The 14,412-nt window shown below is 42.1% G+C and carries 14 protein-coding genes; 2 read left to right on the top strand and 12 right to left on the bottom strand.

What is annotated here, in order from left to right:
• Nucleotides 1-3 precede the first annotated feature (3 nt).
• Genes LVD17_RS04700 through LVD17_RS04690 form a run of 3 tightly spaced genes read right to left on the bottom strand, consistent with a single transcriptional unit; the run spans nucleotide 4 to nucleotide 4,875 of the window.
• Nucleotides 4-1,923: an ABC transporter permease gene (locus LVD17_RS04700; protein WP_233765084.1), complete on the bottom strand. Its 1,920-nt coding sequence runs from the start codon at nucleotides 1,921-1,923 to the stop codon at nucleotides 4-6.
• Between the two features lie 11 nt (nucleotides 1,924-1,934).
• The gene (locus tag LVD17_RS04695) at nucleotides 1,935-4,556 is read right to left on the bottom strand and encodes an ABC transporter permease (protein WP_233765083.1); all 2,622 of its coding nucleotides are present in this window, start codon (nucleotides 4,554-4,556) and stop codon (nucleotides 1,935-1,937) included.
• Entirely contained in the window at nucleotides 4,549-4,875 is a 327-nt protein-coding gene (locus LVD17_RS04690) for a PadR family transcriptional regulator (RefSeq protein WP_233765082.1), read from the bottom strand. Before LVD17_RS04690 ends, LVD17_RS04695 begins: the two co-directional genes overlap by 8 nt.
• A 176-nt stretch (nucleotides 4,876-5,051) precedes the next feature.
• On the opposite strand from LVD17_RS04690, the gene LVD17_RS04685 reads away from it, so the two are divergent.
• Complete coding sequence (locus LVD17_RS04685; RefSeq protein ID WP_233765081.1) at nucleotides 5,052-5,525, top strand: hypothetical protein; 474 nt, start codon at nucleotides 5,052-5,054, stop codon at nucleotides 5,523-5,525.
• 32 nt (nucleotides 5,526-5,557) lie between these two features.
• Here LVD17_RS04685 and LVD17_RS28465 read toward each other — a convergent pair whose 3' ends face one another.
• The 9 genes from LVD17_RS28465 to LVD17_RS04645 all read right to left on the bottom strand — a co-directional run bounded on the left by LVD17_RS28465 (nucleotide 5,558) and on the right by LVD17_RS04645 (nucleotide 12,379).
• Entirely contained in the window at nucleotides 5,558-5,686 is a 129-nt protein-coding gene (locus tag LVD17_RS28465) for a hypothetical protein (protein ID WP_255702560.1), read from the bottom strand.
• Nucleotides 5,679-6,029 carry a hypothetical protein gene (locus LVD17_RS04680; protein WP_233765079.1) on the bottom strand — a complete coding sequence of 117 codons (351 nt, stop codon included), beginning with the start codon at nucleotides 6,027-6,029 and terminating at the stop codon, nucleotides 5,679-5,681. Before LVD17_RS04680 ends, LVD17_RS28465 begins: the two co-directional genes overlap by 8 nt.
• Before the next feature lie 55 nt (nucleotides 6,030-6,084).
• Nucleotides 6,085-6,846 (bottom strand): alpha/beta hydrolase, encoded by a 762-nt coding sequence (locus tag LVD17_RS04675; protein WP_233765078.1) that lies wholly within the window; start codon nucleotides 6,844-6,846, stop codon nucleotides 6,085-6,087.
• Nucleotides 6,847-6,919: 73 nt separating this feature from the next.
• Nucleotides 6,920-7,825 (bottom strand): SDR family oxidoreductase, encoded by a 906-nt coding sequence (locus tag LVD17_RS04670; RefSeq protein WP_233765077.1) that lies wholly within the window; start codon nucleotides 7,823-7,825, stop codon nucleotides 6,920-6,922.
• On the bottom strand, nucleotides 7,825-8,688 hold the full coding sequence (locus tag LVD17_RS04665) for a peptidylprolyl isomerase (RefSeq protein WP_233765076.1): 864 nt from the start codon (nucleotides 8,686-8,688) through the stop codon (nucleotides 7,825-7,827). The genes LVD17_RS04670 and LVD17_RS04665 overlap by 1 nt, the downstream gene beginning before the upstream one ends.
• Nucleotides 8,675-9,625: a hydroxymethylbilane synthase gene (gene hemC / locus LVD17_RS04660; protein ID WP_233765075.1), complete on the bottom strand. Its 951-nt coding sequence runs from the start codon at nucleotides 9,623-9,625 to the stop codon at nucleotides 8,675-8,677. Before hemC ends, LVD17_RS04665 begins: the two co-directional genes overlap by 14 nt.
• 1 nt (nucleotide 9,626) lies before the next feature.
• Complete coding sequence (locus LVD17_RS04655; RefSeq protein ID WP_233765074.1) at nucleotides 9,627-10,745, bottom strand: DNA polymerase III subunit; 1,119 nt, start codon at nucleotides 10,743-10,745, stop codon at nucleotides 9,627-9,629.
• A gap of 6 nt (nucleotides 10,746-10,751) precedes the next feature.
• Nucleotides 10,752-11,939, bottom strand: coding sequence for a GlmU family protein (locus LVD17_RS04650; RefSeq protein ID WP_233765073.1), 1,188 nt, complete (start codon nucleotides 11,937-11,939; stop codon nucleotides 10,752-10,754).
• A gap of 194 nt (nucleotides 11,940-12,133) precedes the next feature.
• Complete coding sequence (locus LVD17_RS04645) at nucleotides 12,134-12,379, bottom strand: type B 50S ribosomal protein L31 (RefSeq protein WP_233767930.1); 246 nt, start codon at nucleotides 12,377-12,379, stop codon at nucleotides 12,134-12,136.
• A gap of 248 nt (nucleotides 12,380-12,627) precedes the next feature.
• On the opposite strand from LVD17_RS04645, the gene LVD17_RS04640 reads away from it, so the two are divergent.
• Nucleotides 12,628-14,313, top strand: a complete 1,686-nt coding sequence (locus LVD17_RS04640; RefSeq protein WP_233765072.1) for a hypothetical protein — start codon at nucleotides 12,628-12,630, stop codon at nucleotides 14,311-14,313.
• The last annotated feature ends 99 nt before the right edge of the window (nucleotides 14,314-14,412 follow it).

The raw sequence follows: 14,412 nt of genomic DNA, 5'->3' as shown, positions 1-14,412 counted from the left end.
CTTCTATGGCTGTTTCATTAAATATGATCTTTGATTTTTCTGAATCGACATGATCAGAGAAGCTCCTCCCCATGGCCAGTTGGATGCCAAGAGTCTCCAGAAACCCATGATACACACGTGCCTGTTCAAAGCGGATAATTTGATCAGGATCTTTCCCGGCCAGCTCACACCGGTAGTGAATGACCCACTGGAGACAATGGAATGGGAAGTGCAGGAAGCTTCGATTACGCCCGGGACCTGCTTAAGCTCATTCAAAAAAACGGGTATGTTTTCAACGGCCTTGCCTTCTATAGGCACTTTAAGTACGTTAGTCCTGTCATATCCCAGATTTTTGGTCTGTGCAAAGTCGATTTGCTGGTACACTACCAGCACACTTACGATCATGATTATGGATAATGCAAACTGGAACACCACCAGTCCCTTTCTGATCCATACCTCTCCGAAAGAAGCATTGAGTTTGCCTTTTAAAATATTGATGGGCCTAAATCCGGAAAGATAGATAGCCGGATAGCTCCCTGCCAATATCCCCGTGATAAGTGTAATGCCTGATATAATACCAACAAGCTTCCAGGTAAGCTGGAGGGAAATGGATTTGCCTGTCAGTTCGTTGAATTGAGGAATGACCATGTAAACCAGGACCAGGGCAATGATCAATGCTGTTACAGACATGATGATGGCCTCACCCATAAACTGACTAAATAGTCCGCCTCTTTTTGCCCCAAGCGTTTTTTTGACCCCAATTTCTTTAAGCCTTCTGGATGCTCGGGCGGTGGTCAAATTCATAAAATTGATACAAGCGATCAAAAGTATGAAAATACCGATAACAGAAAACAACGTTACATAAGTGATCCTGCCGCCTGTGAGGACGCCATTTTGATAATTGCCATGCAGATAAATGTCAGAAAATTTTGTCACGAAAGCCGTTACATTACTTCCTTCGTCTTTCTGCTTAATGAAGTTTGCCAGCTTTTTATTCAACTGCTTTACATCAGCCCCTTTGGACAGTTCTGCATAGGTATAGCTGTTGAAATTTCCCCAGTGCATACCGTCACTATCCAGGTTATCTTTGAAGATGGCAAATGGAAGAATGAAATCGAATTGGTCCGTTGAATTATCGGATAGATCGTATAGTATGCCTGAAACTTTTGCCTGACCTTTAAAGTGCAATAGGTTCCAGTCTACGGATTTGCCTATGACATCTAAAGAGCCGAACAGCTTTAGCGCCAGCGATTCGGTCATCACTATTGAGCTTTTGTCATCCAACACCTGTTCAGGATCACCAGATCTGAGCTTAAAGCTGAAGAGGTTGAGGTAATCTTTGCCTGAAAATTTTCCTTTGGCTTTGATCTTTTCCTTACCGGCGGATAGTGCAAAATTATTGCCAAACCAGTCCATATCAGTATCCTCTACGGCTGTAACTACTTCCGGCACCTCGTTAGCCAGTGCTTCTGCCAGTATTCCCGGGGTGGGAGGGGCAGTCCTTACGGAACCATTCTCTTCATGGTTTAGATAAACCTGATAAAGCTGCTCATCTTTTTCATGGAATTTGTCCATGGCAAGCTCGTCGGCTATCCAGAGAAAGATTAGCAGTGTACAAGCCAGTCCGCTGGATAAGCCGGCTAAATTGATTAAAAATGAACTCTTATATCTGATAAAAGTCCGGTAACTAAGTTTAAAGTTGTGTTGTACCATAATAAATAGTTTTGAGTTTGACCTGTTTTTTTTCATAGCAAATGGTCTTAGGTACTTAAATACCTGGTACCAATAATTGACCTTGGCCCGCAGCACTGACCTTTGCGCTGCAGTGTGATAAAATTTCTCCTCCAGGTCGCCCAGCACTTCCTCGGCAAGTTCCTCTTTCAGGAACCAGAGTAGTAAGCGGCAGGCAAGCTTTGGAGGGACTGTTTTGTGCTTCGGTGGCATATCCGTTGGCTTTATTCTGACTGCAGATTTTTTACAGGATTAAGTAAAGCCGCTTTAATTGTACGATAGCTTACAGTGACCATAGTTACCGTAATAGCTGCAAGGCCGGCAAGACCGAATACCCACCAGGACATTTCAATTTTATAGTCATAGGCATGCAGCCAGTTGTTGAGCAGATAATAAGCAATTGGCGTTGCAATAAGGCATGCGACAACCACCGGATAGATGAAATTTAAAGAAAGCATCCTCCAGAGACTAACTATTGGTGCTCCCAATACTTTTCTGATACCTATTTCCTTGGTTCGTTTCTCAGTGATGAAAGAGACCAATCCAAACATGCCAAGGCAACTGATAAAGATGGCCAGGACGGCAAAAATGGAAACCAGCTGACCTGCCCGCTCTTCTGCACGGAACTTGGCATTGTATTCCATATCCACGAAACTGTAATTAAACGGTGCAGATGGAACAATATCTTTGATTACCGACTCCAGCCTTGTCAATGCTTCCGCAACAGTCAGGTCAGGATTAAGCCGGACAAACATATAAGGCAATTCATTGTTGGACAGGAACATGATAGCTGGTCTTGGTGCCTGAAAGGGATCACCTTTGATCATATCCCTGACCACACCTACAATCGTGAATTTATTGCTGCCAAAATAATCTTTGGAGAAATGTATTTCCGACCCAACCGCGTTTTCCAGTCCCATAAGCTTTTTGGTCGATTCTGTAATGATTACGGACCTGGAAACATCAGTGGTAAGATTTTTATCAAAATCCCGTCCTTCGGACACTTCCCAACCAATGGTTTTGCCATAATCATAATTTACAAGTATGGTATTAAAAGAGGGGTCAAACGATGGGGCTTTTCCCTCCCAATCAAAACCATTGTTGTTGCCTAAAGTGTTGGTGATGGGGTAATTCGCTTCGCCAACTTCCATTACAGCTCCTGATTTCTTCAGCGCATTGCTGAGCGTTTCGTATTTTCCATAGATTTCCCCGGACCTTTTAGGAATTACCAATAGGTTGGCCTTTGAATATCCCGTTGGGCGGTTTTTTGCATGTTGTACCTGTTGATACACTACAAAGGTTCCACTGACGAGCAGTATGGAAATAGTGAACTGAAATATCACCAGTGTTTTTCGAAGCAAAGCTCCCTTTTTACCGGAGCTGAAACCACCTTTTAGTGACTTAACGGGGTTGAGCGCTGAGAGGTAAAACGCAGGGTAACTGCCGGACAGCATGCCGGTGATCAGCGAAATGGTGAACCCGATAAACCAAAACCATAGGTTGGTTGAAGGGAATGCTATTTCTTTGGAAGCAATGTTGTTAAACCAGGGGAGGACAAGTACTGCAATGGCTGTGGCTATTAAAAAACTTAAAAATGACAGCAGGAATGCTTCGATTAAGAACAGACTCATTAGCTGTAAGCGTTGAGAGCCGAGGCTTTTCCTTATTCCTATTTCTTTTGCTCTCTTTTCAGAAGCAGCAGTACTTAAGTTCATAAAGTTAATACAGGCCAGCGCCAAAATAAAAATGGCTGTGGCACCAAAGAGCCAGATGAATTGAAGCCTTTGGCTGATTACAGGCTGGCCATTTTCGAATTCAGAATGTAAATGCCACTTATCCATCGGGTTAAGGAAAAGATAGCGCTTGCTGTGACCCTCAGTATGTTGCAGGATCAGGTCTTTGATCAGGTCTGATGCCTTTTGATGATTAGCGTGCTGTTTGAGCTTCACATAAGTATGTATGAAGTAATTGTCCCAAACATCAAGGCTGGACCACCCACTGATATATAGATCGAGCGGGGCAAAGTAGGAAGCATCATGAAAGGTTGAGTTATGGGGAAGATCTTCATAAACACCTGTTACTGTCAGTTCAATATTGCCATCCATCGTTATTATCTGGTTTAAAGGGTCGCTATCACCAAATAGTTTTTGTGCGGTAGTTTCAGATAACAGAATAGCGTTTATATCTTTCAGTCCGTTGATGTCTCCCTGTAGCATTTTAAGACCGAACATCATGGCACCAGCAGGTTGCATGAAGTAACCCGACTCGGCAAAATGGCCTTTGCTTGTGGTAAATATCCTCTCTTCCGGGCGTGACCGCATCATGGCCACCTGCTCAAAATGCTCTGAGTAACTATCCCTCAAAAGAGAACCCAAAGCGGGAGGGAGAACTGTGCCCATATGGATATCTTCACCCGGATTGTGATGTTCGATCATTACCTGGGCAATATTTTCCTTATGGATGTGATAATTGTTGAAAGAAAGCTCATCATAGACCCAAAGGCCAATGAGAATAACAACGGTCATACTTACCACAAGACCGCTAAGATTGATTAATGAATAGCCCTTGTTCTTTAATATGTTCCGCAGGCTGGTTTTAAAGTTGTGTTGATACATAATGTTGAATTTTGAGTTTGACCTGTAATTTCTGACGGCAAACGGCCTCAGATACTGAAATGCCTGGTACCAGTAGTTGATCCTGGCGCGCAACACTGACCTGTGTGCTACGGTGTTGTGAAATTTCTCCTCCAGGTCGCCCAGCACCTCTTCACCCAGCTCCTCTTTCAGGAACCGGAGCAAAAAAGCCTCAGCTAACCGGGGTGGAGTATGGCTGTTGTTATTATCCATTAGCAAAGCCGGGATATTGTTCCCAGAGAGATACTTTAAAATCACGGGCTTCTTCAAGCACCCTTTTGCCTATTGCTGTTATCGTATAGATACGCTTTCTGCGCCCACCTCTTTCAGGTGAGGAGCTACCCATCTCAGAGGTTAAAAAGCCCTTTTCGGAAAGGCGGTTGAGCGTTGAATGTACTGCACCTATGGATGCTGCTCTATGAGTCTGGCTTTTAAACTCTTCCGCAATTTTAAATGCATAAGCATCTTCGCCCAAAATACCTACCAGAAGGAGCAGGACTTCTTCAAATTCCCCTAAACGTGTCTCTTTCATTATATTCTAAATTGTAGAACTAATATATGCAATAAATATTTAATTTGTTCTACTTTTTAGAAACATATGTGATGAATAAGGGTGAATATCAGCGGGATAGTGTATGGGAAAAATAAAAAAAGCTAAGATCAGAGTGGATTATTTATTATGTTAGAAGTTTTTAAATCAGATCCGAAATGGAAAATCCTCAGCACAAAAGTTCTTCAGTTGATGAAGCATCGAAAGCAAAGGCTGTAGCCCAGGAAATTTTAATGCGTAGCCGTACTGAAACAGCAGAGAAGCATGTGAAAGCTTCGAGAAATACGTTGTATGTTTTGGCAGGATTGTTCTTTTTGTACGCTATCCTTTATGGTATGGGTGTGATGGTGCATGATATGGTTTCTTTAATTTTTTACTCGGTAATAGGAGTAGTTTATATTTTACTGGCTTTGTGGACAAAATCCAGTCCGCTGGCTGCCGTAGTTCTGGGGTTATTGCTTTATCTTTTAAATATCGGATTAAGTGCTTTTATCGATATTGATACACTGTACAAAGGGTGGTTAATCAAAGGAGTAATCATTGCTTATCTTGTGAGAGGTATAATTGAAGCCCGAAAAATACCAGGAAAAAATACAATTGAGGCAGACACTCTGGATGGAGGGTTAATGTAGTCAACAATCTGTAGAGGGGCATTCAAGCCTGTTTATGAATTATCAACCAAAGGAGCCTCCAGGGCTTCTGCCACGGTCTTAAGTTTATTAATCAGAGCTCCCTTATCCCTTTTTGACATAATATATTCTTTTACACCGTTGTTAAATTTGATGTTAAGCATCAAAATCTACGTTTTTAAATGTTGTAGAGCTATTAGTGTGTGCCGTAAATACGCGCTGGCTTACAACGTTGGCATTAATGTAGATTCTGTCTATACTTTCATACCTCATTGATTTACCGGTTTTTAGAAATAAAAATGAATAATACGGTCTGTAAGTTTTCGTTTGGTGATCAATCTGTATGCCTGAATATCCCGTAAAGACCAATACACTTATAAATATTAGTACTAACGAGAGTATCAGGTTACTTTGAATGTATGAGATACCTGTAACCAACACAATCCCACCGGCCAGTTGAAAGTACCATGGAAATAGTCTTCCCGAAACCAGGTCAAATTTTTTCATAGCGAGAGATGGTTTACGTAAAGATTAAAAATTATACTGAAAAATTTAAATCGGCTTATTCTCCTGTTGAGGAAAAGAATTCGTGAGTGAAGTTTAATGTCTCGTGATACTGGTCAAACAAGCTAAGGTCATTGTGTGTACCTTGTGGAATAATTACCAGTTTCTTTTTTCCTGAATAAGCCTGGTATAGGTTACGGGCATGAGATACAGGGATTAGCGTATCATCATCACCGTGGATCAGTAGTATCGGGCAACTGATGGAATCTAGTTTGTTGATGTTGTCAAAATGAAATTGAAGAAACAGTGAAGGAAAAAGGAACGGCATCTTTTGATTGGCAAGTTTTTTCAGGCTTGAAAAAGGAGATTCCAACACCAACCCTTTCGTTTGATGCCGGCTGGCCAATTCAGTGGCAATGCCGCTGCCAATAGAGCGTCCGTAAATAACGATGTTGTGAGGTGAAAACTTTTTGGTCTCTGTTAAAAATTGGTATGCGGCTTCTGCATCAAGGTATAAACCCTTTTCTGTAATTTCTCCGGAGCTCTTTCCATAACCTCGATAATCAATAATTAAGAGGCCATAGCCCTTATCCGTAAAATCATCCGATACCTGTTGCCACCCTGCCAGGCTCCCGGCATTGCCGTGGAAATACAGGACTACTTCATTTTTTGAACCCGGGAAAAATAAGGCATTAACCTTTTCATTGTCTGAAGTATTGAGAAAAATTTCTTCTGCACCCTCTCTGAGATCAAACCGAAAATCTTCGGGTAGTTTTTCCGGGTGAAATATCAGTTTTTCCTGAGATAAAAATGCAGCCATAACCAGTAATAAATATATGCACAGGGTTATGAAGATGAGTTTTTTAAATTGCCTGCCCATCTTCATAGCCCGTCTATGCTACTTGCATTTGCTCACTCAGCACCTTCAACCCTTCTTCAAAAGAATGTGGCTCATAGCCGAGGTCTTTGCGGGCTTTTTCAATGATAAAACCAGTTTTAGGAGGCCTCTTAGCCGGTTGTTTGAATTTTGATCCATCTGTTTTGTGGATCAGACTTTTGTTCAGCTTAAAGAAGTCGGCCGTTTTGATGGCCATGTCATAAGGTGTTAACATATCCTTGCCGCTGATGTTGTAGATGCCTTTGGCTTTCTTTTTGGCGATCAGGTAACAGCCATTTGCAAGGTCTTCGGCAAGGGTAGGAGTGCGCCACTGGTCATCAACCACATTAATTTCTTTGCCATTTTCCAGGCTGTTCTTCACCCACAATATGATGTTAGAGCGGCTCATGTCATTGGCAATGCCATATACCAGTACTGTTCTGGCGATGGCCCAGGAAATGTTGCTGTTGATCACCAGGGTTTCAGCCTCCAGCTTGCTCTCTCCATAAAAGTTAACCGGATTAGGCTTTTCGTTTTCATCCAACGGTCCATGAGTACCATCAAAAATAAAATCGGTAGAGCAATGCACAAGGTGAGATCCTGTTGCCTCACAGGCCTTGATCAGGTATTTTACGGCATTAACATTCAGATCAATACAACCTTCTTTTTCGCTTTCGCATTGATCCACATTAGTCATGGCAGCAGTATTAATGACGGCATCAGGCTTGTACTGATTCATTACATCCAAAACAGCCGCTTCATCGGTAATATCAAGAGGATGGAACTCGTAGCTGCCATAGTTTACAGGAAGCCGGTCACTATTCCGTGCAGTAGCGATTACTTCTATGTCTGCTTTAGCAGACATTAGTTTGACCAGCTTTTGACCTAATAAGCCGTTAGAGCCTGTTATGAGTATCTTCATTACTTTTCTTCTTTTGGAAATTCGTAACCGTAAAGTTTTGTTATTTTCTTTTTAGGTAACTCTTCTACTTCCACAATCATTCTGATATCTGAAGTAGGACGATCGCGCTGGTCGGTCGGTTGAGCAGCTATTTTGTCGATAACCTCCAACCCGTCGATCACCTTACCGAACACAGTATATTCATCATCAAGATGCGGTGCCCCGCCAATGGTAGTATAAGTCTTTAATCTTTCAGGAGCAATTTCTTTTGTGAGGTCTATCTGCATTACTTCAGAGATGTAATCTCGCATTTCGATAAGCTTGTTGCCATAAGCCTCCGGGCCTTCTGTCTGATAAATATTAATCAGCATTTGTTTCACCGAGTCCTGGTCTCCTCTTTCCATCAACTGCCTGGCAGCGGCACCACACTTATTCATATCCGTAGTAAGCTCTTTCTCAGTCCATTTCTTGCCCTGTACAATATAGAACTGGCTGCCACTGGATTTTTTTTCAGGATTATTCGTTCTGGCAGCAGATAAAGCTCCCTTAGCATGATAAAGGTCTTTGTCAAACTCTGCAGGAATCTGATATCCGGGACCACCCGAGCCTAATGGTCGACCTGGTTTGGCATTTTTAGAATCAGGATCGCCGGTCTGGATCATAAAATCTTCAATAACCCTATGGAATAACAAACTATCGTAGAATCCTTCTTTAGCCAGTTTGATGAAATTTTCTTTATGCTGAGGGGTTTCGTCATAAAGTATGGCGTGCATATCGCCATATTCGGTTTTAATTGTCACCAGATAGTCTTTTTCTGAAGCACATGCACCAAAGAGCATGGTACATATAACTAACAGGATCATTATGAAATTACTTACTCTCATGCGTTTGTTCTTGGTTTAACTTTTCTTTGATGTCTTCTAAAATTTTATCTCCTCCGGCTTTTAATACCTCTTCGGCCAACTCCTGCCCTATGGTTTCCGCATTTTCGGCAGGTCCCATAATTCTTTTTCGGATTATTTTTGTTCCTTCCAGATCAACTATACCACCTTTTATTGTAAGGGTACCTTCCTGTAAGTCTGCAAGGGCGAAAACAGGAATGCTACAGCCGCCGTGCAGGGTTTTTAGGAAACCTCGCTCACAACGCAGCCTTTTTTCTGTGTTTTCATGGTTTACGTACTGACGGATGGCCTGTCTTTTCTCTTCACTCAGAGATGTAGAACACTCTACGGCCACGCTTCCCTGACCAACAGCCGGAATAAATTTATCCAGGGGAAGCTTTGAAATGATCATGTCGTCATAATCCATGCGATGAACACCGGCATAGGCTAAAAGTAGTGCATCGCATACACCATCTTTCATTTTGGCAATTCGTGTCTGAAGATTACCCCGTACCGAAACCGTTTTAACATGGGGGTAGAAGTGCTTCAGTAAGGCCACCCTGCGGGTTGAAGAAGTACCTACCACAATGTCTTGCTTGTCAAGAGAAAGGCAGAGGTCCATGCCCACAAGCACGTCATTGACTACCTCACGTTCCGTAAATGCAATCAGTTCAAAGCCCTTTGGCAGCTCCGACTGCATATCTTTGGCGCTGTGTACGGCAATATCGATATTGCCTAACTGAAGCTGATCTTCAATCTCTTCTGTAAACACGCCTTTACTACCTATTTTGGAAATCGAAACGTCCAGTATTTTATCACCTTTTGTTTCGATGGTGATAATCTCAGATTCAATTCCTCCTTTCTTTAGCAAAGCGGCTACGTGGTCTGCCTGCCACAGGGCCAGCTTGCTTCCTCTCGTCCCTATTCTGATTTTTTCCATATTATTTGATGATTCTGGCGATATGTAATGAAAGATCTAAAAATACCATTTTAGGGCTTGCATTCCGCTCTAAATGATAGTGTGCTTCATTGATCAGTAAAGAAATCCGGCTGACTTTATCACCATCCATAACTTTGCTGAAATTTTCTATAAAGCTGTCAATTGCGCCATTGACCCTTTTAAGCTGAGGGGCCGTTTGGTAAACCAGAGATTCGCGCAACATGTTCAATGCATACAAAAACAGGCTTTTTTGAGCCACTTTGTTCATGCCATGAAACTGGTCGCTGCGGTTGACCAGTTGTGTATAGTCTTTCTTAAAGCAGTCGCGCATCCACTCTGTAAAGAGCAGATGGCTGTTGTCTTCTATGTTGCTGATGAGCTTAATAGCCTGGTTGAGATCTCCATCAGCCAAATGAGCTAATTCTGCAGCTTTTTGCGATTCCACATGGTGTTGCTCAATAAGCATGGCTGCGAGGTTTTCGTCAGTTAGTTTGGGTATAGTTACTATCTGGGTACGGGAAAGGATAGTGGTTAGCAACCTTTCCGCATCATTGGAAACCAGCAGGAATACGGTTTGCTCCGGCGGTTCTTCCAGTATTTTCAATATGCCATTGGCGGCCGAAGGGTGCATATACTCGGGAAGCCAGATGGTCATAACCTTATACGCACCTTCAAAGGCTTTTAGTGATAAGTTTTTTACTATCTGGCGGCTTTCCTCCTTGGATATATTTACCTGTTTGTCTTCGCCTCCAAACTGACCTGTCCAGCTATCAAGGTTACCGAAGGGTGATTCTGTAAGAAAAGTCCTCCATTCCTTGAGAAAGCTTGTACTTACAACATCCTTTCCGGTTACATTTTTAGTGGCACTTACCGGCATTACAAAATGCATGTCGGGATGAATGAATTTAGTATTTTTCGAGCAGGAGGGGCATTCTCCGCATGAATCGGTTTCTGTCCGGTTGGTGCAGTTAAGGTAAGCGGCATATGCCAGGGCCATAGGTAGGTTAGGGCTACCCGCTTTGCCTAAAAACAACTGGGCATGGGCTATTTGCCCGTGGTTCACCGCGTTGATCAACCGCTCCTTTACGTCTTCCAGCCCTTTGATATTAGCAAATCGCATAAGTTTTTAATTTTTCTCCCAGTACCTGAATTCGGCCGTTAAATCGAAAATATTTTTTATAATCTCCTGCTCAGAGCTATCGTATATCATTCCGCGCCTTTGCATCACCATATCTATAACTTCATTAGCTTTATCAAGCCTGTAAGTAATAAAACCGCCGGCACCACCCCATGAAAACGATGGAATAAAATTACGGGGAAATCCGGAACCAAATATATTGGCGGATACACCCACCACCGTACCGGTATTAAACATGGTGTTGATGCCACATTTGGAATGGTCACCCATGATCAGTCCGCAAAACATTTCATCGGTGTTTTTGAACCCGCTCTTTCCATAGTCCCAGATCTTTACATTAGCATAATTGTTTTTCAGATTAGAGGTGTTGGTGTCAGCACCCAGGTTGCACCACTCGCCTATAACGGAGTTTCCTAAAAAACCATCATGGCTTTTGTTGCTATATCCGAATATAACCGAATTGCTCACTTCACCGCCAACCTTACAATAGGGGCCGACCGTAGAATCTCCACGCATTTTGGCTCCCATGCTCAGCTGAGCCCCTTCGCATAATGCTAAAGAGCCTCTGATAATAGCGCCTTCATGGACTACTGTATTCTTACCAATATATACAGGGCCTGCTTCAGCATTAATAATCGCCGCTTTGATGGTAGCTCCTTCTTCTACAAACAGGTTTTCTTCTCCATATACCACGGTGTGCGGATCCATTATATCTTCAGATATCCTGTCATGGGTGATCAGGTCAAAGTCAAGCCTGAGTTGGGTTGCATTTTCTTTGAATATTTTCCATGGCTGATCTATGAGTGTGGCCTGACCGGCAAATGACTTGTGTTTTAGATTTTTGAGGTGGTCGTACTCCCCGTACCCGGTACGGGCGGCCAGTATCGTGTCGCCTTTTATCAGGGCAGTTTCAGGAGTAAGTGCATGAATGGCCTGAATCAGCTCCTGACTGGGGCAAAGAGCCCCGTTTATCCAGATATTATTGTCGCCGGCCAGACAAGGGTATTTTTCTTTCAGGTAATCTATGGTATGAAAGGAAATATTACCTTCAAGTCTCTTATCCCACTTGTCAGAAATTGTGAGTATACCCACACGGATTTCTGCTACCGGTCTGGTAAACGTTAGTGGTAAGAGAGATTGCCTGATGAAAGGATCATCAAAGAGAATAATATTCATGTATATCAGTTTACCTTCAATGGTCACATTGAACAACCAAATGTTGCCAAAAACAGTGGAAGAGCCCTCTATAGGCTGCTAATTACCATATCTGTTGATAGGGGTTTGTTTTTTGATTGTTCACATCACAAAAATAAAAAAGTCTTCAAGATAAGCTTATCCTGAAGACTTTAATTAAATGTTATATAACAGAATTACTTCTTCTTATATTTCTTGTTAAATTTCTCAACTCTACCAGCAGTATCCACAAATAGTTTTTTGCCAGTATAGAATGGGTGAGAAGCAGAACTAACTTCAACTTTTATCAAAGGGTATTCGTTGCCGTCTTCCCATTTGATAGTTTCGCCAGTAGTCATTGTAGACTTCGTCATAAACTTGTGCTCACTTGAAGTGTCATAGAAAACTACGTCTCTGTATTCCGGATGTATGTCTTTTTTCATTTTATTAGTACCTTTTCTGTTCAATCTTCCCAAAGAGGGCACAAAATTACCCATTTAAACTTTAAGTGCAAAACTTTTCAAAACTTTATTCTGCAAAGATAAACACTATTTTTCCTTATTTTGCAGGATATTCAAATTTCTTATGTAATTGGGATAAAACACTGACCTTGGCACATACTGTAAATATATTTTTGTAATGAGGTTCTTGTAAGTTTTTAGGTTGCATTTGAAGCTTAACAGATATTTTTATGAAGCATCTCCTTTCGGTTTTTTTTGCTTTGGCTCCTGTAATGTTGTTTGCCCAAAGTGTTAATGCTCCCCTCAATAGCGATTATTACCACCAGATAGACAGGTATGAAATAAAAAGCGGCAGGATCTACCCCGGTTTTTTCAGTGCCTGGAAGCCTTATCAGAGGAAGCACATTGCTGCCTTTGCCGATAGCCTTAAGCGTAGTGACATACAGTGGTCGGCTACTGACAGGTTTAATATTAACTATCTGAGTAATGATAACTGGGAATGGGCAGATAGTTTGAACAATGAAAGCCGAAAACCTTTTTTGAAGCACTTTTATAAAGTAAAGTCAGATCTTTACCATGTGAATACCGAGGATTTTGACCTGCACGTCAACCCCGTGTTATATTTAGGAGGGGGCAGGGAGACAGCAAATAATGTGAAGACCTTTATAAATACCCGTGGTGTTGAGGTGAGAGGAATGATAGACCGTAAGCTAGGGTTTTACTCATTTATAGGTGAAAACCAGGTGATTTTCCCTCAATACACCAGAAGGTATATTTTTTCGGGCAATAAGGTGGTTCCTCACGAAGGTTTTTGGAAAGACTTCAAAGATAATGGCGTTGATTTCTTTACAGCGCGAGGTTATATCAGCTTTGCAGCTACCAAACATGTAAACCTGCAGTTCGGGCATGATCAGTTTAAGGTTGGCAATGGATACAGGTCGATGATACTTTCTGATTTTGCTCCGGCATTCCTTTTCCTGAAAATGCAAACCCAGGTATGGAAGATCAACTATACCAACCTGTTTACAGAAATGACAGCTGATATTTTCACTTCAGGTAATACCCTTATTGGCAGTGGAGGCTACCCGAAGAAATATATGGCTTTGCACCACCTGGGTATAAATATTGGAAAGAAACTGAACGTAGGTGTGTTTGAGTCTGTGATCTATAGCAATGCAGATTCTCTTAGTGACGGGCACATTGAGTTAAAATACCTGAACCCAATTATTTTTTACCGGGCTGTAGAGCAGCAAAATGGAAGTTCTGATAATGTATTGCTGGGTATGGATTTTAAATGGCTTGCGGCCAGGAAAATATCTTTTTATGGTCAGCTTGTGCTTGACGAGTTCCTGCTCGAAAACATCAGGGAAGGAGATGGCTGGTGGGCCAATAAATATTCGGTGCAGCTGGGAGGCGAGTATATTGATGCCTTCGGTATCGATAACCTCGATCTTCAACTTGAAGGGAATCTTTCAAGGCCGTATACTTACTCTCATGGAGATGTTTATAATAGCTATTCTCACTACAGGCAGCCCCTGGCACATCCGTTGGGGGCAAATTTTACGGAGATTGTTGCCCTGGCACGCTATCAGCCAACGGGGAGGTTAAGCCTGTCAGGCAAGTTGATCTTTGCCAGCTACGGAACGGATAGCACAGGAGTGAATTATGGCGGCAACATTCTTAAAAGTAATACAACGCGGGAAATGGATTATGGTAATGAGATCGGACAGGGCATTGGTAATGATCTGCTTTTTGCTGATCTCACAGCTTCTTACCAATGGAAACATAATTTTTTCATTGACGTTAAGCACATTTTTAGAAAACTGGATAGTGATGTGCCTTCGCTGAATCAAAAAACCAACTACACATCAGTAGCTCTGAGATGGAATATTCCACAGCGTTTAAACGAGTTTTAGGAGTAAAGGCCTAAATTGCAGCGTCTTTAGAATATAAACTTGGAAAACAGGCTAAACTGATGATTTTGGAGCAGGATCTTGGATGTGATGATGGATCTT

Origin of the sequence: Fulvivirga ulvae, from assembly GCF_021389975.1 — a bacterium.
Taxonomy (GTDB): Bacteria; Bacteroidota; Bacteroidia; order Cytophagales; family Cyclobacteriaceae; genus Fulvivirga; species Fulvivirga ulvae.
This window is presented reverse-complemented; position numbering and strand designations above follow the sequence as displayed.

Bases quoted from the DNA above. Each gene is read 5' to 3' on its own strand.
- LVD17_RS04700 (WP_233765084.1), bottom strand. From the start codon at position 1,923: ATGCCACCGAAGCACAAAACAGTCCCTCCAAAGCTTGCCTGCCGCTTA.
- LVD17_RS04695 (WP_233765083.1), bottom strand. From the start codon at position 4,556: ATGGATAATAACAACAGCCATACTCCACCCCGGTTAGCTGAGGCTTTT.
- LVD17_RS04690 (WP_233765082.1), bottom strand. From the start codon at position 4,875: ATGAAAGAGACACGTTTAGGGGAATTTGAAGAAGTCCTGCTCCTTCTG.
- LVD17_RS04685 (WP_233765081.1), top strand. From the start codon at position 5,052: ATGGAAAATCCTCAGCACAAAAGTTCTTCAGTTGATGAAGCATCGAAA.
- LVD17_RS28465 (WP_255702560.1), bottom strand. From the start codon at position 5,686: ATGCTTAACATCAAATTTAACAACGGTGTAAAAGAATATATTATGTCA.
- LVD17_RS04680 (WP_233765079.1), bottom strand. From the start codon at position 6,029: ATGAAAAAATTTGACCTGGTTTCGGGAAGACTATTTCCATGGTACTTT.
- LVD17_RS04675 (WP_233765078.1), bottom strand. From the start codon at position 6,846: ATGGCTGCATTTTTATCTCAGGAAAAACTGATATTTCACCCGGAAAAA.
- LVD17_RS04670 (WP_233765077.1), bottom strand. From the start codon at position 7,825: ATGAAGATACTCATAACAGGCTCTAACGGCTTATTAGGTCAAAAGCTG.
- LVD17_RS04665 (WP_233765076.1), bottom strand. From the start codon at position 8,688: ATGAGAGTAAGTAATTTCATAATGATCCTGTTAGTTATATGTACCATG.
- hemC (WP_233765075.1), bottom strand. From the start codon at position 9,625: ATGGAAAAAATCAGAATAGGGACGAGAGGAAGCAAGCTGGCCCTGTGG.
- LVD17_RS04655 (WP_233765074.1), bottom strand. From the start codon at position 10,745: ATGCGATTTGCTAATATCAAAGGGCTGGAAGACGTAAAGGAGCGGTTG.
- LVD17_RS04650 (WP_233765073.1), bottom strand. From the start codon at position 11,939: ATGAATATTATTCTCTTTGATGATCCTTTCATCAGGCAATCTCTCTTA.
- LVD17_RS04645 (WP_233767930.1), bottom strand. From the start codon at position 12,379: ATGAAAAAAGACATACATCCGGAATACAGAGACGTAGTTTTCTATGAC.
- LVD17_RS04640 (WP_233765072.1), top strand. From the start codon at position 12,628: ATGAAGCATCTCCTTTCGGTTTTTTTTGCTTTGGCTCCTGTAATGTTG.